This window comes from Thalassobaculum sp., from assembly GCF_040219215.1.
Lineage (GTDB): Bacteria > Pseudomonadota > Alphaproteobacteria > Thalassobaculales > Thalassobaculaceae > Thalassobaculum_A.
The window spans coordinates 61,178-83,111 of record NZ_JAVJSX010000018.1 but is presented as its reverse complement, the minus strand read 5'-3'; the positions used below and the strand labels follow the sequence as shown (position 1 = coordinate 83,111).

At 65.9% G+C, this 21,934-nt stretch carries 22 protein-coding genes and 1 tRNA gene; 10 read left to right on the top strand and 13 right to left on the bottom strand.

The window, feature by feature from the left end; all coding sequences use genetic code 11:
• Positions 1-5: 5 nt before the first annotated feature.
• The 3 genes from RIC54_RS14090 to RIC54_RS14080 all read right to left on the bottom strand — a co-directional run bounded on the left by RIC54_RS14090 (position 6) and on the right by RIC54_RS14080 (position 3,396).
• Positions 6-734 carry a glutamine amidotransferase-related protein gene (locus RIC54_RS14090; RefSeq protein WP_350151122.1) on the bottom strand — a complete coding sequence of 243 codons (729 nt, stop codon included), beginning with the start codon at positions 732-734 and terminating at the stop codon, positions 6-8.
• Positions 734-1,939, bottom strand: a complete 1,206-nt coding sequence (locus RIC54_RS14085; RefSeq protein WP_350088246.1) for a beta/alpha barrel domain-containing protein — start codon at positions 1,937-1,939, stop codon at positions 734-736. Before RIC54_RS14085 ends, RIC54_RS14090 begins: the two co-directional genes overlap by 1 nt.
• A gap of 68 nt (positions 1,940-2,007) precedes the next feature.
• On the bottom strand, positions 2,008-3,396 hold the full coding sequence (locus RIC54_RS14080) for a class II 3-deoxy-7-phosphoheptulonate synthase (protein ID WP_350088249.1): 1,389 nt from the start codon (positions 3,394-3,396) through the stop codon (positions 2,008-2,010).
• 147 nt (positions 3,397-3,543) lie between these two features.
• Here RIC54_RS14080 and RIC54_RS14075 point away from each other — a divergent pair, with 147 nt between their 5' ends.
• The 3 genes from RIC54_RS14075 to RIC54_RS14065 all read left to right on the top strand — a co-directional run bounded on the left by RIC54_RS14075 (position 3,544) and on the right by RIC54_RS14065 (position 5,576).
• Positions 3,544-3,837, top strand: coding sequence for a cupin domain-containing protein (locus tag RIC54_RS14075; protein WP_350088252.1), 294 nt, complete (start codon positions 3,544-3,546; stop codon positions 3,835-3,837).
• 115 nt (positions 3,838-3,952) lie between these two features.
• A complete protein-coding gene (locus RIC54_RS14070; RefSeq protein ID WP_350088255.1) occupies positions 3,953-4,687 on the top strand; it encodes a hypothetical protein in 735 nt (244 codons plus the stop codon).
• Between the two features lie 88 nt (positions 4,688-4,775).
• A complete protein-coding gene (locus RIC54_RS14065; protein ID WP_350088258.1) occupies positions 4,776-5,576 on the top strand; it encodes an FkbM family methyltransferase in 801 nt (266 codons plus the stop codon).
• Between the two features lie 30 nt (positions 5,577-5,606).
• Here the strand turns inward: RIC54_RS14065 and RIC54_RS14060 are convergent, their stop codons facing one another.
• Positions 5,607-6,305: an FkbM family methyltransferase gene (locus RIC54_RS14060; RefSeq protein ID WP_350088261.1), complete on the bottom strand. Its 699-nt coding sequence runs from the start codon at positions 6,303-6,305 to the stop codon at positions 5,607-5,609.
• 100 nt (positions 6,306-6,405) lie between these two features.
• Positions 6,406-7,767 carry a glutathione-disulfide reductase gene (gene gor, locus RIC54_RS14055; protein WP_350088264.1) on the bottom strand — a complete coding sequence of 454 codons (1,362 nt, stop codon included), beginning with the start codon at positions 7,765-7,767 and terminating at the stop codon, positions 6,406-6,408.
• Positions 7,768-7,838: 71 nt separating this feature from the next.
• Here gor and RIC54_RS14050 point away from each other — a divergent pair, with 71 nt between their 5' ends.
• Positions 7,839-9,014, top strand: coding sequence for a hypothetical protein (locus RIC54_RS14050; protein ID WP_350151120.1), 1,176 nt, complete (start codon positions 7,839-7,841; stop codon positions 9,012-9,014).
• Positions 9,015-9,037: 23 nt separating this feature from the next.
• Here the strand turns inward: RIC54_RS14050 and RIC54_RS14045 are convergent, their stop codons facing one another.
• A complete protein-coding gene (locus RIC54_RS14045; RefSeq protein WP_350151118.1) occupies positions 9,038-10,516 on the bottom strand; it encodes an NAD-dependent succinate-semialdehyde dehydrogenase in 1,479 nt (492 codons plus the stop codon).
• Positions 10,517-10,815: 299 nt separating this feature from the next.
• Here RIC54_RS14045 and RIC54_RS14040 point away from each other — a divergent pair, with 299 nt between their 5' ends.
• On the top strand, positions 10,816-11,355 hold the full coding sequence (locus RIC54_RS14040; RefSeq protein ID WP_350088273.1) for a GNAT family N-acetyltransferase: 540 nt from the start codon (positions 10,816-10,818) through the stop codon (positions 11,353-11,355).
• Here the strand turns inward: RIC54_RS14040 and RIC54_RS14035 are convergent.
• The 4 genes from RIC54_RS14035 to glmU form a co-directional block, all read right to left on the bottom strand.
• Positions 11,316-11,630, bottom strand: a complete 315-nt coding sequence (locus RIC54_RS14035) for a hypothetical protein (protein ID WP_350088276.1) — start codon at positions 11,628-11,630, stop codon at positions 11,316-11,318. The two genes, RIC54_RS14040 and RIC54_RS14035, sit on opposite strands and share 40 nt — an antisense overlap.
• Before the next feature lie 110 nt (positions 11,631-11,740).
• Positions 11,741-12,556, bottom strand: coding sequence for an alpha/beta hydrolase (locus tag RIC54_RS14030; RefSeq protein ID WP_350088279.1), 816 nt, complete (start codon positions 12,554-12,556; stop codon positions 11,741-11,743).
• Entirely contained in the window at positions 12,553-14,373 is a 1,821-nt protein-coding gene (gene glmS / locus RIC54_RS14025; protein ID WP_350088282.1) for a glutamine--fructose-6-phosphate transaminase (isomerizing), read from the bottom strand. The genes RIC54_RS14030 and glmS overlap by 4 nt, the downstream gene beginning before the upstream one ends.
• Positions 14,374-14,376: 3 nt before the next feature.
• Positions 14,377-15,732: a bifunctional UDP-N-acetylglucosamine diphosphorylase/glucosamine-1-phosphate N-acetyltransferase GlmU gene (glmU, locus tag RIC54_RS14020; protein ID WP_350088285.1), complete on the bottom strand. Its 1,356-nt coding sequence runs from the start codon at positions 15,730-15,732 to the stop codon at positions 14,377-14,379.
• 164 nt (positions 15,733-15,896) lie between these two features.
• Between glmU and gph the strand changes: the two genes are divergently transcribed.
• The 5 genes from gph to sugE all read left to right on the top strand — a co-directional run bounded on the left by gph (position 15,897) and on the right by sugE (position 19,686).
• Positions 15,897-16,622: a phosphoglycolate phosphatase gene (gph, locus tag RIC54_RS14015; protein WP_350088288.1), complete on the top strand. Its 726-nt coding sequence runs from the start codon at positions 15,897-15,899 to the stop codon at positions 16,620-16,622.
• Between the two features lie 18 nt (positions 16,623-16,640).
• Positions 16,641-16,715 (top strand) — tRNA-Val (locus RIC54_RS14010).
• A gap of 106 nt (positions 16,716-16,821) precedes the next feature.
• The gene (locus RIC54_RS14005; protein ID WP_350088291.1) at positions 16,822-17,409 is read left to right on the top strand and encodes a class I SAM-dependent methyltransferase; all 588 of its coding nucleotides are present in this window, start codon (positions 16,822-16,824) and stop codon (positions 17,407-17,409) included.
• Between the two features lie 95 nt (positions 17,410-17,504).
• Positions 17,505-19,247, top strand: a complete 1,743-nt coding sequence (locus tag RIC54_RS14000) for a hypothetical protein (protein ID WP_350088294.1) — start codon at positions 17,505-17,507, stop codon at positions 19,245-19,247.
• 118 nt (positions 19,248-19,365) lie between these two features.
• Entirely contained in the window at positions 19,366-19,686 is a 321-nt protein-coding gene (sugE, locus tag RIC54_RS13995) for a quaternary ammonium compound efflux SMR transporter SugE (RefSeq protein ID WP_350088297.1), read from the top strand.
• Positions 19,687-19,707: 21 nt separating this feature from the next.
• Here sugE and RIC54_RS13990 read toward each other — a convergent pair whose 3' ends face one another.
• The 3 genes from RIC54_RS13990 to RIC54_RS13980 form a co-directional block, all read right to left on the bottom strand.
• Entirely contained in the window at positions 19,708-20,535 is an 828-nt protein-coding gene (locus tag RIC54_RS13990) for a GAF domain-containing protein (protein WP_350088299.1), read from the bottom strand.
• 12 nt (positions 20,536-20,547) lie between these two features.
• Positions 20,548-21,000 carry a hypothetical protein gene (locus tag RIC54_RS13985; protein WP_350088302.1) on the bottom strand — a complete coding sequence of 151 codons (453 nt, stop codon included), beginning with the start codon at positions 20,998-21,000 and terminating at the stop codon, positions 20,548-20,550.
• 170 nt (positions 21,001-21,170) lie between these two features.
• The gene (locus RIC54_RS13980) at positions 21,171-21,908 is read right to left on the bottom strand and encodes a dienelactone hydrolase family protein (protein WP_350088305.1); all 738 of its coding nucleotides are present in this window, start codon (positions 21,906-21,908) and stop codon (positions 21,171-21,173) included.
• Positions 21,909-21,934 lie beyond the last annotated feature (26 nt).

Here is a 21,934-nt window from a genome sequence, read left to right as displayed (position 1 = left end):
CCCGTCTATTCCGCTGCTTCGGCGTGGCTCAACGGTACGCCGAACAGGCCCATCCGATCGAACAGCGCGTTCGTCCAGCGCTCGATACCGTCATTGAACAACTCGAAGCCCTTGAGGTGGGCGCGTTTCGGCTGCGCTCCGGGAAGGTGTAGCCGATGCCCGCCCCCGAGATTCCAGCGATGGATCATTGCCAGGGTGATCTCGGGATGGAACTGCAGACCGTAGGCATTCTCGCCGACCCGGAACGCCTGATTCGGGAACGATCCGGTGCCGGTCGCCAGCAAGGTCGCGCCGCGCGGCACGTCGAAGCCTTCGCGGTGCCACTGGTAGAAGAATCGGGAGTGCTCGAACATTTCCTCGGCACCGGGCACGGGCTCGATTTTAGTATAGCCGACTTCCACATGGTTCTGCGGATGCGGCGTCACCGAGCCGCCGAGCGCACGGGCCAGGATCTGCGCGCCGAGGCAGATGCCGAGATACGGCACGCCGCTGTCCAGTACCCGGTTGGTGTAGTCGATCTCCCGACCGATACCGGCGAGGCAATGATCGTCGTTGGCGCTCATCGGTCCACCGAAGACGACCACGGCCGCGTACTCGGACGGGTCTGGCGGCAAAGGATGGTCCAGGCAGGGGCAGAGACGATCCAGGTGATAGCCCCGTGCTTCCAGAAGCTCCCCGACCCGACCCGGCGTCGAGTGCTTCTGGTGAACGACGATCAGCACCTTGTCTTGCATCACCGCTCCCCGCCCCGCAGCAGGAACTCGCGGCCGACCTTCACGCGTGCCTCGCCTTCGTATTCGATGATGTCGGCGGTCGCGTAGGTCTCGCTCCATTTTTCCGGCAGGTACGAGCCTGTGCCGATGACATCCACCGGCGCCCTGGCCAGCGCCATGACCCGGCACTTCTCCGGCCCGAAGCCGGACGACGCCACGATCCGGACCGCCGGGAAGCCGGCCTGGTTGAGCTGTTCACGGGCATGCCAGATGGCAGCTGCCGAAACGCCCGTGCCAATCAGGGACTTCAACTCCGCTTCCGAGCGGTAGCCGCGGATCGCCTCGGGCGCATTGCGGTCGAGCACCCGGTAGGCCTCGGCCATGTCGAGTCCCTCGATGTAGCGGCCGCCATGGGTGTCGAGCCGGATGGCCAGGCGACCAGCCGCTGCGAGGTCGGGAAACCGCCGGCACACGGCCAGCGCGTCGGTGATCTCCAACCCGAAATAGTCGACCAGCACCGTCAGGTTCTCCGACGGGTGGGTGTCGTGGAACATCTCGGCGGCCCGCACCGTCGACCCGGCATAGCCGATCAAGGCATGCGGCATGGTGCCGAAGCCGCGCTGCTGCGCGAAATAGTGTGCCGTCGCATCGGAGGCGTTGCCGATGAAGCCCTTCGCCCCAACCTTCTTCCTCGCCTTCTCGGAACCGACGCTGGCGCCATAGGCGACGATCTCGGCCATCTCGGTTCCGGCGCAGTGCCGGGCGTCCATCGCCAGGAAGGCGGTGTTCGGCAGCTCCACGCACATGGTGTAGGCGTTGTAGGCGGCGACACAGGCCGCACCCAGCTTCTGAAGGTACTGGGTCTCCAGGTCGACCAGATGGAACAGCGATCCGGTGACATACAGGATCGGCTCGCCGGCGCCGACCCAGGCCCCTTCCTTGTGCGTCACTTCGATGTCGAACGTCACCCCGCGGGCGGCGGCCATCGCCTTGATCCACTCGACCGCCAGACGCGGCGCGCAGGTCACCGGGCGGCGCATGAAGATCGCGTAGGTCACGCGCTTGTCGCCGAACCGCGCAACGCAATCCTTGGTGCGCAGGAAGTACTTGTCGACGTAACCGCCAAGCGCCTCGTTCGTCGGATGGCGGGTGGTCGACAGCCACCGATCCCCATGCTCGAGCTCGGGCGGAACCGGATCGCCGTCGACGCGCTCAACTACACTCATCACCGGCTCCCAGCCGTTGGATCACCCACGATAGCGCGGTGTCCCGCGGCGCGACAACGGTAGCGGGATCAGGACGCCGCCTTAAGTGGCGCTGTTGCACCAGTGCGTCGCCGTCTCAGCATCTCTGCAATCAGGAATGCCAGCTCCAGCGACTGCGACGCGTTCAGCCGCGGATCGCAATGGGTGTGGTAGCGGTCGGCCAGCGCGTGCTCGGTGATCCGGGTGGCACCGCCGATGCACTCGGTGACGTCCTGGCCGGTCATCTCGAAATGCACGCCGCCGGCATAGGTGCCCTCGGCCTCGTGGACTTCGAAGAAGCCGCGAACCTCGGACAGGATCCGGTCGAACGGCCGGGTCTTGTAGCCAGTCGACGACTTGACCGTGTTGCCGTGCATCGGATCGCACGACCACACGACGTTGCGGCCCTCGCGCTCGACCGCCCGAATCAGGCGCGGCAGCGACTCCTTGACCTTGTCCGAGCCGAACCGGGCGATCAGCGTCAGGCGACCGGGATCATTGCGTGGGTTGAGCGCGTCGACCAGACGAATCAGGTCGTCCGGCTCCAGGCTCGGCCCGCACTTCATGCCGATCGGGTTATGGATGCCGCGGCAGTACTCGACATGGGCGCCGTCCAACTGCCGGGTGCGGTCACCGATCCACACCATGTGGGCGGCGGTGTTGTACCACCCCTTGTCGTCGGTGATCGTGTCCTTGCGGGTCAGTGCCTCCTCGTAGCCGAGCAGCAGCGCCTCGTGGCTGGTGTAGAACTCGGTCTCGCGCAGCTGCTGGACGTTGTCCGGGGTCAACCCGCACGCCCGCATGAACGCAAGGCATTCGTCGATGCGCGCGGCGATCTGCTCGAAACGGTCGTTCTGCGGAGCGTCCGACAGCGACGACAGCGTCCAGCGGTGCACTTCCTCCAGGTTGGCAAATCCGCCCTGGGCGAAAGCGCGCAGCAGGTTCAGCGTGGCGGCCGACTGGTTGTAGACCCGCAGCAGCCGGTCGGGGTCCGGAGTCCGCGCCTCATCGTTGAACTCCATCGCGTTGATCATGTCGCCGCGGTAGCTCGGCAGCGACTTTCCGTCGACCACCTCGACGTCGGAGGAGCGCGGCTTGGCAAACTGGCCCGCCACCCGGCCGACCTTCACGATCGGGCAGGCCGCGCCGAAGGTCAGCACCACCGCCATCTGCAGGAACACCCGGAACGAATCGCGGATGTTGTCGGCCGAGAACTCCGCGAAACTCTCCGCGCAATCCCCGCCTTGCAGGAGGAACGCCCGGCCCGCCGCGACCTCGCTCAACGACCGGCGCAGACGCTGCGCCTCGCCGGCGAACACCAGCGTCGGATAGCCCCTCAGGGTCTGCTCCACCTGGTGCAGCCGATCCTGGTCCGGGTAACCCGGCTGCTGTTGGATCGGCTTCGAGCGCCAGCTCGACGGGCTCCATTCGCGCATCATCGCACCCTCCCTGGGTGGTCGTTCAACGGATTTTCGCCGGTTCTATCAGCCGCAACCGGCGGCTGCCAGCCGATTCGGCGCCCTGCATTGCGCTGCGATGTAGAGCGCGGCATCGTCGCCTGGGTCCTTTAAACCTTGGAGAACATCATGGCCGACGACTACCTGCCCGCCATCCCGACCGTGCAGGTCGACGACGATCGAGTCCGGGTGACCGAGTGGCGCATCCCCAAGGGAGCGGCAACCGGGTGGCATCGCCATGGAATGGCGTACGTCGTCGTACCGATCCTGGGCGGCCGGCTGAAGATCGCCGGCCCGAACGGCGACAGCCCGGCCGAGATGGTAGCCGGCCAAGCCTATTCCCGCCCACTGGGAGTCGAGCACAACGTCATCAACGACGACGACCACGACATCGTGTTCATCGAAGTCGAGATGAAGGGCTGATCTTTGCCCCGGGTGGCGTCGTTACGGTCGAAAGCCTACCCTGCTTCGTTCACGACCCGGGTGGGTCGGTTGCGAATGACGTACCTGTCGATCACCGGATGAAGCAGGCACCCGCATGGAAACGTCCGATCACGCCGCGCCCGATCACGCCGCCTATGTCTGGCATTCCTTCTATTCGATCATCAACGCCATGCCGAGGTTCTGGCCGTTCCGTCATCTGGTTCTGGAGAACTTCCTGCACCAGGACCTGTTCGATGCGTTGATGGCGAGCCGGTTCGAGACGGCGCTGACCCGGCGGAACGACCCCGCCAAGATCGGCTATACCAGTGAGATCCAGCGGTTCAGCATCCCGCTCAACGACGCGGATGCCGCAAAGGCAACCGCGATCCCGTCCCTGGTAAAGTTATGGAGCACGCTGGCCGACGACCGGCTGACCAAACTGCTCATCCAGAAGTTCTCAGAGGACATCGCCAAGCGGCACAACACGGCTGACATGCCGACCGAGCCGGCAATCGAAGTCATTGAGGATCAGACCGGATACGCGCTTTCGCCGCACACCGACACCCACCGGAAGCTGGTCACCACGTTGATCTATCTCGCCGAAGCCAATGCCGACGAAACCCTCGGAACGACCATCTACGCCCTTGAGGATCCGAAGAGGCTCGGCAGCGAGGTGCGCAACGGCGCCCGACTCCCGCGCGAGGCCTTCTCCGCGGTGACCCGGATACCGTACCGACCGAACACCGCGCTCGTCTTTGCGCCCGGCATGAACAGCTTTCATGGCGTCGAGCCGGTGGCGCCGGGCAGAACCAGGCGGCTGATCCAGTTTCAGGTGAACCAGAAGAAGTGACCGCGGGCGGAGGTTGCAGGCAGAACGTCCGTCCCGCCCTTCCAACACATGATCTGCCGTTCGCTTCGCCAGCACCCAGGGATATTCGATGACAAACGATGTACCCCCGCAACTCCAGGCGCACATCGACAAGTCCGAAGACTATGCCAAGCAAATTCCACGCATCGACCTGACCGAGAACAATACCAAGGTCATCTTTCGGACCCCGAACAAGGTATCCGCGCTGCGGGTTCTTTCGATATATCAAAAAGAACCTGAGACTATTCAATGGATATCGGAGATGACGTCCGACGACACTCTGTATGATGTCGGCGCGAATATTGGTATTTATACGATTTGGGCCGCAACCACCCGGAAAGTGAGAGTCTACGCGTTTGAACCGGAGTCGGGTAGCTACGCCTTGCTGTGCGCAAACATCTTCGACAACCGGATCAGCGACCGCGTCAGGGCCTATTGCCTTGGCTTGTCCGACAAGGCCGGGCTGAGCGAGATCATGCTGACATCCCCCGATCCGGGTACCAGCGGGCATCAGGTTATGAATGCCATGACCGACACCATCGTTCCGCACACCCGGCAGTATCCGCAGGGCGCGGTCACACGGACCCTCGACCAGCTGGTGTTTGAGGACGGCTTGCCGTGCCCGACCGTCATCAAGATTGACGTGGACGGGTTGGAGCCAGCGATCGTGGACGGGGCGGCCCGCGTCCTGGCCGATCCGACGGTCCGCAGCCTGCTGGTCGAGTTCAATCTTCGCGATGCGCTGCACCTGAAGACGATCGAACGGATCTCGGCCCTCGGCTTCGTCAAGAACGAAGCCACCCATCAGAACGTGCTGAAGAAAACCACCGGGGGCAACGCGTTCATCGGCAACATCATCTTCAACCGCTGACGCGGCGCCGCGTCAGCGCCACACCGGCTCTCATGCCAGTGATTCGTGAGAGAAGATGAACGTCGGCGCCCCGCCCCTCTGACTCGCCTTGACCGCCGCTCGGATTGCGTCTTGACCGGTCGCGCTGAGATCATAGATCCCCAATCCGCCGGCTTCGGTGATCCCTGCAAGGTGGCAGTAGGAAAAGAACCGGTCGAAGTTGGCCAACGTCCGCTCCCGGTGCCCCTCCACGTTGTACGGTGTATCAAAGATCTCGATCTGAAGGATGCGCGGTGGCGTGGCACTTAAGGTCTTCTGCGCACCGGCAAACAATTGGTTCTCGGCACCCTCTATATCGATCTTCCAGAATTCCGCGGCCCCCAGGTTCAAGCTATCCAAGGTAGTGCATGGCACGGTCCGGCGCTCAATCGTCGACGCCCGCGCGGCGGCGACGCGTTGGGCGAAACCGGACTCGATCGAACCCTTGCCGAAGGCGATCCCCTGCTCGAGAAACTCGACCATGCCCTCAGTTGAACCGACCGCGACGTTGTGCAGGCAAACTCTTGGCTCATCCGCGAACTGCTTAGCCAGGACGGCGAAGGATTCCGGGGTCGGCTCGAACGCATGGACCATCCGTGCGCCGCACGCCAGATAGGACTGCGTGCTCTCTCCGTGAAACGCTCCGATGTCGAGCACGACATCGTCGGGCCTGCACAGGCGCGACGCGATCAAACCGTCAAGTTCCGCCATCCCCCGGACCCCCTTATCCGCCCAGTGCGACCAGACAAATTAGCGCGCCGACCGATTCTCCGCGACCCCGGCTACCGATCGCTGGAGACGCTTCGACCGCCTACTCCGGGTCCGGGCGCTTCTCGCGCATGGTGACGAACTCCTCAGCCGCGGTCGGGTGGATACCGATGGTGCGGTCGAAATCGCGCTTGGTCGCCCCCATCCGCACGGCAATGGCCACGCCCTGGATGATCTCCGGCGCGTCGACGCCAAGCATATGGGCTCCAACCACCCGCTGGCTGGCCCGGTCGACCACCAGCTTCATCAGCCCGCGCTCAGTGTTGCCGGTCATCGTGTACTTCATCGGCCGGAAGCCGGAGACGTAGATGTCCAGCGCCCCGTACTTCTTGGCCGCCGCCTCCTCGCTGAGGCCGACAGTACCGATCGGCGGCTGGCTGAACACCGCACTCGGGACGTCGTCGTGGTCCGGTCGGATCGGGTTGTCGTTGAACTCGGTCTCGGCAAACGCCTGCCCTTCCGCCAGCGCCACCGGGGTCAGTTGGATGCGGTCGGTCACGTCGCCGATCGCCCAGATCGAAGGAACCGACGAGCGCGACCATTCGTCGACCTTCACCGCGCCGTTCGCCGCCAGTTCGACGCCCACGCTCTCGAGGCCGATGCCCTTGGTGTTCGGGCTCCGCCCGGTCGCGTACATCACGGCATCAACCTCCAGGACCTCGCCGTCGCTCAGATGCACGAGGTAGCAGTCGCCGCCCTTCTCGATCCGTGTCGGCAGAGTCTCGGGATGCTGGTGCAGGCCCTTCTTCTTCAGTTCGCCGGTCAGCGCGGTTCGCATGTCCTCATCGAAGCCGCGCAACACCTTGTCGGCCCGATAGATCAGATGGGTGGTGCTGCCGAAACTATGGAAGATCCCGGCAAATTCGACGGCGATGAATCCACTGCCGACGATCGCTACCCGTTCCGGCCGCTGCGGCAGGTCCAACGCCTCGTTCGAGGTGATCGCATGCTCGATGCCCGGCACGTCCGGCAGGCTCGGCCAGCCGCCGGTGGCGATCAGGATGCGCTCCGCGGTGTAGCGCTTGCCTTCCACCTCAACCGCGTGCGGATCGACCACCACGCCGCGGCCATCCAGCACCGTGTTTCCGGCACCGTTCAGCAGGTTCATGTAGATCCCGTGGAGCCGGTCGAGTTCCTTGTCCTTGGCGGCGATCATCGCGCCCCAGTCATGGGACACACCCTCGACCGACCAGCCATAGCCCGCCATGTCCGCGACCTCTTCGCGAAAATGCGAGCCGTAGACCAGCAGCTTCTTGGGCACGCAGCCGCGCAGCACGCAGGTACCGCCGACCCGCAATTCCTCGACCACCGCGACCTTGGCGCCGAACCGTCCGGCCAGACGTGAGGCGCGCACGCCGCCGGAGCCGGCGCCGATGGTGATCAGATCGTAGTCGTAGCGTGCCATGTCAGGTCTCTTCCGGTCGTAAAGGGTCGCAGCCCAAGATGGGGCGTCGCACTGTAGGCGAAACCCCCACAATGTTCACGGTCTCGTGCCTGCCGGGCAGCAACCGGAACCGATCCGTTGCACCCACGGATAGAGTCTGGCACCCCTTGACGTGGATCGATCAAGGCGATGGGGGCGGCGCCGTGAGTTGGGGGAAAACAAGATTGCTCCGCGTCCTCGTCGTTTTCTTGATCGCATCGATTCTTGGCGGCTGCGCCGGCACCAATCGAATAGAAACGGCTGACGAGGGCGCGCATGTACCTCCTCACCACGGAGTCCTGGTCGTTGGGTTCGAACGCCCGGCCGATCTCGCCTCGGAGCCGTTCGCGCTCGACGTTACCGCCGTCGACCCGGCGGGACGAGCCAGCCGCGTGCATGCGAATCCTCACGTTCCGCGGAGCGCTTCCGCCGTTCTTCCGAACAGGCAGTTCTTCCAGCGCGACTCCGGAAACCGGTTCGTTTTCACCCTCGAGCCCGGCGACTACGTGCTGGCCGCTGTGCGAACGGTCCGCAAGGCACGCCACTCCAATCAATCTCCCGCATTCGGCGGCGGTCTCGGCGGGGCGTTGCTGGAAGGCGCGGCCACCGGCCTGCTCGTTGGTGGAATTGAAGCCCTGCTCGCAAGGTCGCAGGTTGATCACTCCGCAGGTCGCCCCCCGTTGCAATACGTAATCAACGGCGTCGCGGCACCCGAAGCTCCGCGATTCCGGGTGCGAGCCGGCGAGGTCCTCTATATCGGCGACATCCTGGTGGGAGCCGAGACCCGTCGCTACGAGGTTGACGATCCGGCACGCCGATCGGGCCCCAACGCGTTCGACACAGCCTACTCCGCGACGACCCAGGACATTCGATTGTTCGTCGAATATGCGGTCGACGACGCTGGCGCCCGACGCGATGCGGCCGCCTTGCAGCTCGGGCATCGACCGTTCCGCACTGAACGGCTGCGGCTGTCCGACCAGGACCGGACGATGTTCGTGAACTATCGGCCAATCGACAGCCGCACGTTGCACCCCATCGGGCAACCGCAGGTCAGCAGGGCGCGGCCGGACAAGCCGCGCGCAGCGGAGGGTTCGCCGTCATCGGTGCGGGCACCCACCTTACCGGCGTCGGCAACCCCCGAGTCCGATCTGGTGGAGCGTTTCCTGTCCGGAGCAATCTCCAAGGAGCAGTACGATCAGGAGCGTGCCCGGCTGGCGGCTGGGTCGTAGCCGCCAGCCAGAGCGGGCCCCCTTCACGGCGCGCCGATGCCGCCCATCAGGATGTACTTCAGCTCGACGAACTCGTCGGTGCCGTACTTCGAGCCTTCGCGGCCAAGGCCGGATTCCTTCATGCCGCCGAACGGGGCGACCTCCGTGGAGATCACGCCCTCGTTGACTCCGACCATGCCGTATTCAAGCGCCTCGGCGACCCGCCACACCCGGCCCAGATCGCGGGCGTAGAAGTACGAGGCCAACCCGTATTCGGTGTCGTTGGCGTAGCGGATGACCTCGGCCTCGTCCTTGAAGCGGAACAGCGGCGCCACCGGGCCGAAGGTCTCCTCGCGGAAGATCTTCATGTCCGGCGTGGTCCCGGTCAGTACGGTCGGCTTGTAGAAGTTGGCGCCCATGTCGGACAGCCGCTGGCCGCCGTAGGCAACCTTGGCACCCTTGGCGACGGCGTCCTGGATGTGCTCTTCGACCTTGTCGACGGCAGCCCCCTCAATCAGCGGGCCCAGCACCACGCCACTCTCGAAGCCGTTGCCCTGCTTCATCTGCCCGACGGCCGCGGACAGCGCCTCGGAGAATTTCTCGTAGATGCCGTCCTGTACGAAGATCCGGTTTGCGCAGACGCAGGTCTGGCCGGCGTTGCGGAACTTCGAGGCGATGGTGCCCTGCACCGCAGCGTCAATGTCGGCATCATCGAACACGATCATCGGCGCGTTGCCGCCAAGCTCCAGGCTGATCTTCTTCACGGTACCGGCGGCCTGCGCCATCAGTTGCTTGCCGATCGGGGTTGAGCCGGTGAAGCCGATCTTGCGCACGATCGGGTTGGTTGCGAGTTCGGTCCCGATGGCGCTGGCACTCTTTCCGATCACGATGTTGAACACGCCCTTCGGGAACCCGGCACGCTCGGCCAGCTCCGCCAGCGCCAGGGCCGAGTACGGAGTCATCTTGGCCGGCTTGATCACGACCGGGCAGCCGACCGCCAGGGCCGGTGCGCATTTGCGGGTGATCATGGCGTTCGGAAAATTCCACGGCGTGATCGAGCCGACAACGCCGACCGGCTGCTTGATCACCAGGATCCGCTTGCCCGGGGCATGATGCGGGATGATGTCGCCGTAGACGCGCTTGGCCTCCTCGGCGAACCACTCCACGAACGAGGCGCCATAGGCGATCTCGCCCTTGGCCTCGGCCAGCGGCTTGCCCTGCTCCGCGGTCATGATCGCGCCGAGGTCGTCCTGGTTCGCCATCATGAGGTCGAACCACTTGCGCAGAATGGCTGCACGCTCTTTGCCGGTCTTGGCCCGCCATTCCGGCCAGGCGCGATTGGCAGCTTCGATGGCACGTCGGGTCTCGGCCGCCCCCATGTCAGGCACGGTGCCGATGGTCTTGCCGGTCGCCGGATCGTCGACTTTCACCGTGCCCCCACCGTCGGCATCGACCCAGGCACCGTCCACATAGGCCTGCTGACGAAACAGGCTCGGGTCCTTGAGGCGGCTGACGAGATCCATGAGTTCCTCCGGTTCGCTCGGTTGCGTGCGTTCGGAGGTACTATAGGAAGCGCGGCGCGGTTTGAAAGGGCACCCCGCCGCATCGGCGCGTTCGCGATCGCCCCGACGGATCGGTCGACCGGCCAGAGCCAGGCGCTTCGCCGATCCGTCCCTGCAAGCTCAAAGTAGGCTTCGGCGGCAAACCACGGCCCATTGATTCGACACCTTTTCCGCGCTGCTCGCGTCCGACTAGACTTTGCGATCCTGGACGCACCCTCGCTGTCCAGACCGTCATGACTGTCAGCAGGGGTCGACCCGCGATGCGCCCGGAGATTGTCAAGCTCACGCCTCAGGACTGGGCCGCGTTCCGGGCCATACGGTTGGAATCGCTGGAACGGGCGCCGGAAGTCTACGGCACCGGCCTGCACCAGGAGATCGACCAGCCGGAGGAATGGTGGCGCGGGCGGCTGGAGTCCTCAGAATTAGGCGTCTTCACCGCCTGTGTTGCTGGCGACACCGCCGGCATGTCGGGCTGGGTGCTGCCCGGCGGTGCCAACACACGGCACCGTGCCTACCTGTGGGGGGTCTATGTGCGGGATGGCCTGCGCGGCACCGGCGTCGGCCGAGCCTTGGTCTCTGCAACTCTCGCCGAGGCGTTCACCCGGTCGGAGGCCGTCGACCTGAACGTCCTGACGGAGAACACGCCCGCCGTTCGGCTCTACGAATCGCTGGGTTTCGTTATCGTCGGGACGGTTCCAAGGGCGCTGAAATACGGTGGGGTTTATCGCGACCAGCATCACATGGCCTGCGATCCGGCAATTCAGTCGACGCCCGGCACCGTGCAGGCGCCGGTGGTGTAGAGCGCCCGGACCGAGGCGGTCGCGCTCAGATCGACGACCAGGTTGCCGCGGCAGTCGTTGAACGCGATCCAACCGGTGTAGCTCGGCACCGGACCGTCATTGGGATGGTCGTCGGGCGCCAGGTAGATTGACCTGATCCGCGACCGGTCGACCTTCAGCCGGTCCAGGGTTGCATCAACCGCGACCGTCGCCTCGTCGAGTCGGGAAGCCATCGCCGGCCCCTGCGCGATCGATATCAGCGTTCCAACCACCAGCACGACAACCGCGAACCGCATCGCCTGACCCTCCAAGCCTGCATCGGATCCTGTTTGCCGAAGATGGTGTGCAGTGGGTTTCCCGTCCATGGGCACTGGTATCCGGCCGCATGGAACGACACTCCGGCCCGTCAGGAACGAACCAACCGGGCCAGCGCCGCCAGAACGGGACGGGCGAACAGGATGCGCAGATGGCCGAACCGATCGGTGCGGATGAACTCGGCGTCGGGCCGCGCTGCCGCCAGCCGCTCGGCATCGGCGACCGGCACCTCGGGATCGCCCCGGTCGTGGGCGATCAGCAATCGGGACGGCAGCCGGTCGGCGACCCGAACCAGATCGAAATCGGCAGCGTGGTAGCCGAAGTCGGTCGTCAGAACCTGGTGCAGTGCGTCCTTGCGCTCGAGCGGCAACCCCTCGGCCAGCAGGAACCGGTTCGTCATGCTGTCGATCGTGCTCGGTGCGGCGATCAGCGCCAGGGCTCCGGTAGTCAGCACCTCACCGGGCTCCGGACGGTCGGCGAACGCTAGGCCCGCCGCCATGCCGCCGAACGAGTGCCCGACCACCGTGTCGACCGGCCCGTGCGCTGCCGCCACCGCGCGCATGCAGCGGATCACCTGTGGCATGCTGGTCACGGCACCTGGACTGTCGCCGTGCGCCGGCGCGTCGAAGGCCAAACAGCTTCGCCCCGCCCGGTTCAGTGTCTTGACGATGGCACCGAGATGGGTGGCACGCGACCCCCAGCCATGGACCAGGAGGACCGGCGGGCGGGTGGAGCCTCCGTCCGGCCGCCAGAGATAGGTTGCCACCTCCACGGCGTCCGGCACCGCTGCGATCCGGCCCCGCTCGGCCGCCTCGGCCAGGGCACGATCGCTGTCCGTGGTATCGGGCGGCGGCGGGGTCCGATAGCGCTCGAACAGCGCTGCCGCGTCATCGCCGGTACCGGTCATTCCACCGTCACGCTCTTGGCCAGGTTGCGCGGCTGATCGGCGTCGGTTCCCTTCTCGACCGCCGCGTAGTAGGCGAGCAGCTGCACCGGAACGAGGTAGAGGATCGGCGCCACTACCGGATCCACGGTCGGCAGCACCACCACATGGTCGTCGCTCTCACCCAACCGCTCCGCCCCGGCGGCGTCGGTCAGCAGGATCACCCGGCCGCCGCGCGCGCGTACCTCCGACACGTTAGAAGCGGTCTTCTCGAACCAACGGTCGGTCGGCGCCACGATCACCACCGGCACGTTCTCGTCGATCAACGCGATCGGCCCGTGCTTCATCTCGCCGGCAGCATACCCCTCGGCGTGGACATAGGTGATCTCCTTCAGCTTCAGCGCGCCTTCCAGCGCCAGCGGATAGGACAGGCCCCGGCCGAGATACAGCACGTCGCGGGCCCGGGCCAGGTCGTGCGCAATCCGCACATACCGCGCCTCATGGCGCAGCGCCTCACCGACCCGGCTCGGCAGCCCGGCCAGAGCGTCGCGCAATGCCGTCGCCCGTTCCTCGGAAAGCCGGCCGTTGGCCCGGCCGAGCGCAATGGCCAGCGCGCAGAACGCGGTAAGCTGTGCCGCCGTCGCCTTGGTGGACGCCACCCCGAACTCCGGTCCGGCCCTGGTCAACAGCACACCGTCGGATTCCCGGGCAATGGTGCTTTCCGGCACGTTCACAATCGCCAGGATCTTCTGGCCCAGGGCCTTGGCCTGGCGCACCGCCATCAACGTGTCCAGGCTCTCGCCCGACTGGGTGACGGCGATGGTCACGCCGCGCTCGGGCAGCACCACATCGCGGTCGCGGAACTCGCTCGCCAATTCGACCTCGGTGGCTATCCCGGCCAGCGACTCGAACCAATAGCGCGCCGCCAGGCCCGCGTAGTAGCTGGTGCCGGCGGCGACGATCGTGATCTTCGGAATATCCGGTGCATCGAGCGGATACGGTATCGTCGCCCGGCCGGTGCCTGGATCCAGCACCGCGTTCAGGGTGTGGGCGATGGCTTCCGGCTGCTCATGGATCTCTTTCTCCATGAAGTGCCGGTAGTTGCCCTTGCCGACCATGGCGGCGCTGACGGTGGAGATCTGCTCGCGTCGCTCCACCAGCACCCCGGCGTCTCGGAACACCTGAACGCCGGAGCGGCGCAGCACCGCCCAGTCGCCGTCTTCCAGGTAAACGATCCGTCGGGTCAGCGGTGCCAACGCGACCGCGTCGGAGCCGACGAACGCCTCTCCGTCGCCGAGCCCGATGGCCAGCGGCGATGCCCGGCGTGCCGCCAGCAGGAGATCGTCCTCGCCCGCCACCAGCACCACGAACGCGAAGGCGCCGGTCAGCCGGGGCATCAGCGCCGCCATCGCCGCCTGCGGGGTCTGCCCGCTGCGGATAGCCCGGTCCAGCAGGTGGGCCACGACCTCGGTGTCGGTGTCGCTGGTGAACGCAACGCCATCGGCCGTCAACTCGGCCTTCAGTTCGGCGTGGTTCTCGATGATCCCGTTGTGCACGACCGCAACCTGTCCTGCGATATGCGGATGGGCGTTCTCCACCGTCGGCGGACCGTGCGTGGCCCAGCGGGTGTGCCCAAGACCAGAGGTGCCCGGCAACGGATCGGCCGCCAGCACGGCGTCAAGTCCGGAGAGTTTGCCTGCTGCCCTCCGACGTTGCAGCACGCCGTCGTGGATGGTCGCCAAGCCGGCGGAGTCATAGCCGCGGTACTCCAGCCTCCTCAGCGCGTCGAGCATCAGCGGGGCGGCCATCCGGCCGGTCAGCGCGCCAACAATCCCGCACATGGCTCAGCCTTTCCCCGACTTGGCACGGCTGGCCCTGAACCGCGCAGCTCCGCCCGGAACGATCTTCTCGGCCCCACGCACCACCGCCAGTGCATCAACCGGCACGTCCCGGGTCACCACCGACCCGGCCCCGACGATCGCGCCTTCGCCGACCGTGACCGGTGCCACCAGCGCGGTGTTGGAGCCGATAAAGGCACCGGCGCCGATGTCAGTGTGATGCTTGGCGAAGCCATCGTAGTTGCAGGTGATCGTACCGGCTCCGAGATTGGCCTTCGCTCCAACCCGGGCGTCGCCGACATAGGTGAGGTGATTGGCCTTGGCGCCCGGTTCGATCACCGCGTTCTTGATCTCGACGAAGTTGCCGATATGGGCGCCGGCCCCGATGTCGGCCCCCGGACGCAGACGGGCGTACGGCCCCACGATCGCCCCGGAAGCGACACGCGCGCCCTCCAGGTGGCTGAAGCTGCGGATTTCGGCGCCATCCTCGACGCTGACCCCGGCGCCGAACACCACGTGGGGGTGCACGGTGACGTCCCGGCCGAGGCTGGTGTCGTGGCACAGGAACACGGTCTCCGGCGCGGTCAGGGTGGTGCCGTTGTCCATGGCGGCGACCCGCAGACGCGCCTGCATTGCCGCCTCGGCGGCCGCCAGGCCGACACGGGAGTCCACGCCCATGGTCTCGACAGTGTCGCAGATCACCACCGCGCAGCGCCGACCGGCTGCCCGCGCTATGCCGACGATGTCGGTCAGGTAGAACTCGCTCTTGGCGTTGGCGTTGCCGATGGCGTCCAGCATCTCGAACAGCACGCTGGCGTCGATTGCCATGACGCCGCCGTTGCACAGTCCGATCTCACGCTCAACCGGTCCAGCGTCCCGCGCTTCGACGATCCTCTCCAGGCTGTGATCGGCGCCGAGCACCAGTCGGCCGTACAGCGCCGGATCGTCCGGCTCGAAGCCGAGCACCACGACCGCCGGATTCTCCTTGCCGTTCCGGGCCTCGACCATGCGGGCGAGCGTCGCCGGGGTCATCATCGGGGTGTCGCCGTACAGCACCAGAACGGTACCGCCATCGGCCGCGATCGAGGCCAGTGCCTCGCGCGCCGGCTTGACGGCATCGGCGGTACCCAGCGCCTGCTCCTGGATGGCGGTGGTCGCCCGACCGGAGATCGCGGCCCGAACCGCATCCTGATCCGGGGCCGTCACGACCACCACCGGCTCGGCGCCAAGGGTTCCAACCGTATCCAGCACCCACTCGATCATCGGCTTGCCGGCAATACGGTGCAGCACCTTGGGCAGGTCGGACTTCATGCGCGTGCCCTTGCCGGCAGCCAGCACAACAGCGGCGAGGCGATCGGTCATCGCGGGATTCTCCTGGCGGTCTCAACGGTTACCCGACGATGCCATGCCACCCGATGAGCGCGAAGTCACGAATTACGACGGAACGTGACGCGCAAGCGGTTGCGTAGGATCCCGTCGGTCGGCAAGAGTGGTCGCCCTGCCCCGCCTTCCCCGGAGTCACCCCCATGCCCTCGCCTGCCCGTTTCGCCGGCCGTCCGGTGGACGCCGTCGTGTTCGACCTGGACGGCACCCTGATCGACAGCGCCGACGACCTTGGCCGCGCCGCCAACCGGCTGCTCGCCGAGGAAGACCGGCGGGCGCTGTCAATGGCCGAGGTCCGACGCTTCATCGGCGACGGCGCGCGGGTTCTGGTGCAGCGGGCGATGGCCGAGACCGGTCCCGCCGCCCAGTCCGAGCAACTCGATCTGCTGACCAGCCGCTTCATCGCCCACTACGAAGCCGACGCCACCGTCGCGACCACCGTCTACCCATCCGTGATCGAAACCCTCGATCAGTTGCGGGCCGCCGGGCTGCGGATCGGGGTGTGCACCAACAAGCCGCAGGCCGCGACCGGTGCCGTCCTGCAGGTCCTGGGGCTTGCCGGTCGCATCGATGCAGCCGCCGGCGGCGACCGGTTCCCGGTCCGCAAGCCGGACGCCGGGCACCTGCTGGGCACTCTGGAGCTGCTTGGCGTCTCACCGGACCGGGCGGTGATGGTCGGGGACAACGAACACGACGCCGCGGTCGCCCGCGCCGCCGGTACCGGCGCTGTCCTGGTCACCTATGGCTACGCCCGAACGCCACTCGACCAGATCGATACCGACGCCCGCATCGACCGGCTGGATGCGCTGCTCAAGCTTCTCGGCCTCGACGCCGGATCGATCGTTGACAACACGGGCCCTCGACCGTAGAAACCGGGCTCCCTGGGCGGGCGCGTAGCTCAGCGGGAGAGCATTCCGTTCACACCGGAAAGGTCACTGGTTCAATCCCAGTCGCGCCCACCATTCGCCGATACCGTCCAAGCCACGATAGCCACCCCTCGCGGGGCTTTTGCCGGCTCATGCCTCGTGCCATAAGGCCTGCCGTGTTTGCCGTATGGACAACGTCGCGATGAAACAGCTCCTCCACGTCGGGTGCGGGCGCAAGTCGGCGCTCGGGCAGCCGCTGTTTCCGGCGGCGCACTGGCAGGAGACCACGCTGGACATCGTGCCCGGCCTCCGGCCCGACATCGTCGCCTCGATGACCGACATGCCGATGGTGCCGAACGACCAGTTCGACGCGGTGTTCTCCAGCCACAATCTTGAGCACCTGTTCCCGCACGAACTCAAGAAGGCGCTGTCCGAGTTCCTGCGGATCCTGAAGCCCGGCGGAATGGCGGCAGTATACGTGCCAGACATCCAGAACGCGGTCGAGGCGATCGCCCAGGGCCGCTCCGACGAGCCGCTGTACATGTCCGACAGCGGGCCGATCTACCCGTTTGACGTGATCTACGGGCACGCACCGTCAATCGAGGGCGGGCATGTCGAGATGGCGCATCGCAACGGGTTCACGGTCCAGTCGCTGCACCGTGCGCTCAAGGATGCCGGCTTCACCGCCGTCCAGGTGAAGCGGCGTGGCATCAACCTGGTCAGCGTGGCGTACAAGGACCACCGGCCGGCGACCAGCCCGTGGCTCAACCCACCGTGCTACGAAGGCTGAGCGTCATCAGGAACGGCGGGCCGCTTCGATAGCGCGAGCGGCAATGGCCGGATCGCTGTAGTGTTACGGCTCAAGCCAGGGCGGGGATCGGAGCGATGCTGAAGTTCGTGCGGGTGATGGCCGGAGCGGATCCCAGCTTCGAAGCCCACCTGAACGGCGTAAAATCGGTGTTCTTGAAGGCCTTCCCGTTCAACGAGCCCTACGTCGAGAAGATCACCCGCTATGCCACCGGTGAGAACCCGCCGCGGTGCGAGGCCGTGTTGCTCGCCGCGACCCGGGCCAACAAGATCCTGGGGTTCTCGGTGTCGTTCTACTTCGCTGACCTGAAGGCCGCCTACCTTGACTACATCGCGAGCGACCCGGCCCGATCGGCCCGCGGGATCGGCGGCGCGATCTACGAGATGACCCGCGACGACCAGCGCAAGCGCGGGGCGCGGCGGTTCTTTCTCGATTCACTGCCGGACGAGCCCGGGCCGCTGGTACACGACGAATTGCTGCCGGAGAGCCGTCGCCGCCTGGCCTTCTACGAGCGGCTCGGCGCCCGCCCGGTCATCGGAACTGCATACGAGCGCACCGCCACGCCGTCGAACCTCGGCGACGGCAACATGCTGCTGTGCGACGCCATGGGCAACGAGAACCCCATGTCCCGCAAGTACCTGCGGTCGGTGGTCGAGCGGATCATGCTGGCCAAGAACGGGCTCGACGCTGCCGATCCGCTGGTTTCCGGCCTTCTGAAGTCGATCGCCGACGACCCGGTGCGGGTGCGCGCGCCTCGCTACATGACCTCGCCGAAGAAGCCGCCCACGCTGCACCGCCCGATCGACATCGTGGTCACGTCGGGCGAGTCGCCGACCATCGAGCACTCGCCGTTCAAGGGCTACTACGAGCGGCCTTCGCGCGTTGCTGCGGTCCGCCGGGCGCTCGAAGGTTTGCCGGTGTCGGAGCACAAGCCGGAGCATTGGGGCCGCGAACACATCCTGGCCGTGCACGATCGGCGGATGGTCAAGTTTCTGAAGGAGACCGCCGAACGCCTGCCGGACAAGCGGATCGTCTATCCCGAGATCTTTCCGATCCGCTTTCCCGACCGGCTGCCCCGCAACTTCGAGATGCGCGCAGGGTACTTCTGCATCGACACCTCGACCCCGCTGACCAACGCCGTCTACCCGGCGGCCCGCCGGGCGGTCGATGCGGCGTTGAGCGGTGCCAAGCTGGTTCGCAGCGGGTCCGCCCCCTGGTGCTATGTGGTCGTCCGTCCGCCCGGCCACCATGCCGAACGGCGGGCGTTCGGTGGTTTCTGCTACTTCAACAACGCCGCCGTTGCCGCCCACTACCTGTCGGCTTCGGGCAAGAAGGTCGCGATCCTCGACGTCGATCACCACCACGGCAATGGAATGCAGGACATCTTCTACGAACGCAGCGACGTCCTGACCGTCTCGATCCACGGCCACCCGGAAGAGACCTATCCGTTCTTCGCCGGTTTCGACGACGAACGCGGGCGCGGCCCCGGTGAGGGTTTCAACCGCAACTATCCGATCCGGCCGGGCGTCGACGACGCCGGGTATCTGACGGTGCTGGCGCGTGCCCTTCGCCGCATCGAAGCCTTCAAGCCGGACTACCTGATCGTGAGCCTTGGGGTCGACATCATGAAAGGCGATCCGACCGGGCATTTCTTCGTAACAGGGGACGGGATGCGCCGAATCGGCGACGCCATCGGGCGCGGCGGGCACCGCACCGTGATCATGCAGGAAGGCGGCTACAATCTCGCCAACCTGCGGCGCGGCGTCAGGGAGTTCCTGTTGGGCTTCGCTGTCGGGCACCAAACCGCCCGCGCCCTGTAGCCGGCGGCGAGCTTGAGTTCCAAGACGCCGGTGCTACATACCGGCAGGCGCGGGACGACCCGGCGGCTTTCCTGCTCGATCGATGGGGACGACCCCATCCCCATTGCGGAGATGGATCATGGCGTGGCTCACCCTCGTCGTCGCCGGCGTGTTCGAGATCGGCTGGGCGATCGGCCTGAAATACACCGAGGGGTTCACCCGGCTGTGGCCGACCGTGGCCACGGCGGCGTCGATGACCATCAGCGTCATTCTGCTGGGCTTGGCAGTCCGCACCCTGCCGATTGGCACCGCCTACGCGGTCTGGACCGGGATCGGGACCGTTGGAACCGCGATTCTCGGCATGGTGCTGTTCCAGGAGTCCGCCGACCTGCTGCGGCTGGCCTGCATCACGTTGATCATCGTCGGCATCGTGGGACTCAAGCTGGTCACGCCCCACTAAGGCGGGCACAGCGCAGCCCGGCTAAGAGTGCCGGTTCGGCGCACCCCAGCCGACGAGAATGAATCCGTCAAGATCCCGGTGCAGTGTGACGTTCTGCTTTACGGCACCCGATGTCAGGACCGTGGCGTAGCTGTCGGACGTCTCGAAACGGCTGTCGTCGAGGTCGTCCGCCGTCAGCGAGGTCAGGCCGAAGACCGGTGCGCCCGGCATCGGGTAGTCGCGGCAGATCGCCGAGAACGCCGCGTTGACGTATCGGATGCCGCCGTCCTCGCCAAGCAATGCCACCGGCTGCTCGACGCTCTCCAGTGCCCGAAGCAAGCGTTCCTTCTCGCTGCGCTCCCGGTCCATCTCGCGCCGCATTGCCCGGACGCTGATGGCGCTGACCGCGACACCGGCCAGACCTGCCAGTTGCCGGGCTTCCACCTCGGTGAACGACTCGCGGACCTCGGGGGAAATGATGCAGACCGTGCCGATGTTGTAGCCGTTCGGCAGGGAAATCGGCGCGCCGGCGTAGAATCGGATCTCCGGGCCTCCGACCACCAGTGGATTGTCGTGAAAGCGCTCGTCCTTGGTGGCGTCCAGAACGACCAGCACCTCGCGATCCAGGATCGCGTGCCCGCAGAACGAGATGTCGCGTGGCGTCTCGGTGGCATCGAGGCCGGCCCGTGCCTTGAACCACTGGCGATCCTTGTCCACCAGCGAGACCAGGCAGATCGGGACCCGAAACAGGCTGCGACCCAGCTCGACCAGGTTGTCGAAGTCGGTCTCCGGAGCGGAGTCGAGAAGCGACAGCGCTTCCAGCGCCTGGACCCGAAAGGGCTCACCAACCGGAAATTCAGGGCATTTCATTGCCGGATCCCTTCACTGCCCCGCCGAGAATTCGAAGAGGGCGTGCACCAGGCACACCCTCAGGTGATCGTCGCCGAACGGCATGAGCAACTGCTCATAGCTCCGTCCGTTCAGCCCCCCGCCGACCTTGGCACGGCGGCAGTCCGGTTGGCGGTTGCTGCAGACCTCGTGAAACGGCACGGTCAGCGCGGTGCGCGCAATGATCGATTTGATCTGTGCGAACGGCAAGCCATCGGACACGTCCGGAAAGTAGTAGACCAGATTCACGCCCACGCTGCGGAACGCCGGCGACCCGCTCTGCGCCGGAAAGATTGCGCATATGGTGTCATCGTTGTGCGCGACCGGCAGGAACGTATTGTACGATTTCAGATGTGGAATCAGTGCATCGCCGCGCATCTCACACCAGATCTGATGGACATTGCGCAGGGTCGGCGAGGTGATGTCGATCCACTTGACCATGCTCACAGGACATACCCTTCTTCGCAGATGGCAGTTCGAACCGATTATCAGATTCAAATTACATAAAATATTACGTAATTATCGCACCCGGTCGGTCGCATGGGCGGGTTTGATGACGGTATCCGTGCCATATTGAGAATTGGTTAACGCCCATCGGTGCACCCCGAGGCCGGGCATCACAAGTTGCGACGGTACAGCGCCAGAAGCCGCTGCCAGTGACGTTCGGCAGCCAGCTTGTCGTACACCGGGCGTTGCGGGAAACCGAAGCCATGATGGACGCCGGGGTAGATCTCCAACTCGCCACGCGCACCCGACGCGTCGAACAGCCCGCGCAGTTCGTCGACCATCGGCAGCGGCGCCAGTTCGTCGTGTTCGGCGCAGGCGATGTACAACTCACCCTTAGCCTGGCCGAGGGTCAGGTGCGGGCTTTCGACCGCTTCGCTGACCAGCCAGGTTCCGTAGAATGACGCGGCCGCCGCCACCCGGTCCGGGTATCGTGCCGCCGCCGCCAGCGCGTAAGGGCCGCTCATGCAGTAGCCGTGGCAGCCGACCTGTCCCGGACGAACGTCGTCACGGGCATCGACGAAGGCCAGCATGGCCGCCACGTCGTCCATGACCGGCGGAATCGTCATCTTGGTGCGCACCGCCCGCATGCGGGTGTGATCCGGACTGCCGGCGGTCAGCACGTCCGGGCCGTACAGCGTGTCGCGGCCGGCGCGGTAGTAAAGATTCGGCAGAAGCACGAAGTAGCCGACGGTCGCCAGGCGGCGCGCCATGTCGCGCAGTTCCTCCCGGATGCCGGGAGCGTCCATCAGGAAGAACACCGCCCGGAACGGACCATCGCGATCCGGCCGGCAGATGAAGGTCTCCATCGCGCCGTCGCCGGTCTGAATGTCCAGGGTCTCTTCGAGCATCGCGGCGTCCTTCCGGTGTGAGCCAA

Bases quoted from the DNA above. Each gene is read 5' to 3' on its own strand.
- RIC54_RS14075 (WP_350088252.1), top strand. From the start codon at position 3,544: ATGGCCGACGACTACCTGCCCGCCATCCCGACCGTGCAGGTCGACGAC.
- RIC54_RS14000 (WP_350088294.1), top strand. From the start codon at position 17,505: ATGCTGAAGTTCGTGCGGGTGATGGCCGGAGCGGATCCCAGCTTCGAA.
- sugE (WP_350088297.1), top strand. From the start codon at position 19,366: ATGGCGTGGCTCACCCTCGTCGTCGCCGGCGTGTTCGAGATCGGCTGG.
- RIC54_RS14070 (WP_350088255.1), top strand. From the start codon at position 3,953: ATGGAAACGTCCGATCACGCCGCGCCCGATCACGCCGCCTATGTCTGG.
- RIC54_RS14060 (WP_350088261.1), bottom strand. From the start codon at position 6,305: ATGGCGGAACTTGACGGTTTGATCGCGTCGCGCCTGTGCAGGCCCGAC.
- RIC54_RS14035 (WP_350088276.1), bottom strand. From the start codon at position 11,630: ATGCGGTTCGCGGTTGTCGTGCTGGTGGTTGGAACGCTGATATCGATC.
- RIC54_RS14005 (WP_350088291.1), top strand. From the start codon at position 16,822: ATGAAACAGCTCCTCCACGTCGGGTGCGGGCGCAAGTCGGCGCTCGGG.
- RIC54_RS14045 (WP_350151118.1), bottom strand. From the start codon at position 10,516: ATGGATCTCGTCAGCCGCCTCAAGGACCCGAGCCTGTTTCGTCAGCAG.
- RIC54_RS14050 (WP_350151120.1), top strand. From the start codon at position 7,839: ATGTTCACGGTCTCGTGCCTGCCGGGCAGCAACCGGAACCGATCCGTT.
- RIC54_RS13990 (WP_350088299.1), bottom strand. From the start codon at position 20,535: ATGAAATGCCCTGAATTTCCGGTTGGTGAGCCCTTTCGGGTCCAGGCG.
- glmU (WP_350088285.1), bottom strand. From the start codon at position 15,732: ATGACCGATCGCCTCGCCGCTGTTGTGCTGGCTGCCGGCAAGGGCACG.
- RIC54_RS14090 (WP_350151122.1), bottom strand. From the start codon at position 734: ATGCAAGACAAGGTGCTGATCGTCGTTCACCAGAAGCACTCGACGCCG.
- gor (WP_350088264.1), bottom strand. From the start codon at position 7,767: ATGGCACGCTACGACTACGATCTGATCACCATCGGCGCCGGCTCCGGC.
- glmS (WP_350088282.1), bottom strand. From the start codon at position 14,373: ATGTGCGGGATTGTTGGCGCGCTGACCGGCCGGATGGCCGCCCCGCTG.
- RIC54_RS14080 (WP_350088249.1), bottom strand. From the start codon at position 3,396: ATGATGCGCGAATGGAGCCCGTCGAGCTGGCGCTCGAAGCCGATCCAA.
- RIC54_RS13980 (WP_350088305.1), bottom strand. From the start codon at position 21,908: ATGCTCGAAGAGACCCTGGACATTCAGACCGGCGACGGCGCGATGGAG.
- RIC54_RS14065 (WP_350088258.1), top strand. From the start codon at position 4,776: ATGACAAACGATGTACCCCCGCAACTCCAGGCGCACATCGACAAGTCC.
- RIC54_RS14085 (WP_350088246.1), bottom strand. From the start codon at position 1,939: ATGAGTGTAGTTGAGCGCGTCGACGGCGATCCGGTTCCGCCCGAGCTC.
- RIC54_RS14030 (WP_350088279.1), bottom strand. From the start codon at position 12,556: ATGACCGGTACCGGCGATGACGCGGCAGCGCTGTTCGAGCGCTATCGG.
- gph (WP_350088288.1), top strand. From the start codon at position 15,897: ATGCCCTCGCCTGCCCGTTTCGCCGGCCGTCCGGTGGACGCCGTCGTG.
- RIC54_RS14040 (WP_350088273.1), top strand. From the start codon at position 10,816: ATGCGCCCGGAGATTGTCAAGCTCACGCCTCAGGACTGGGCCGCGTTC.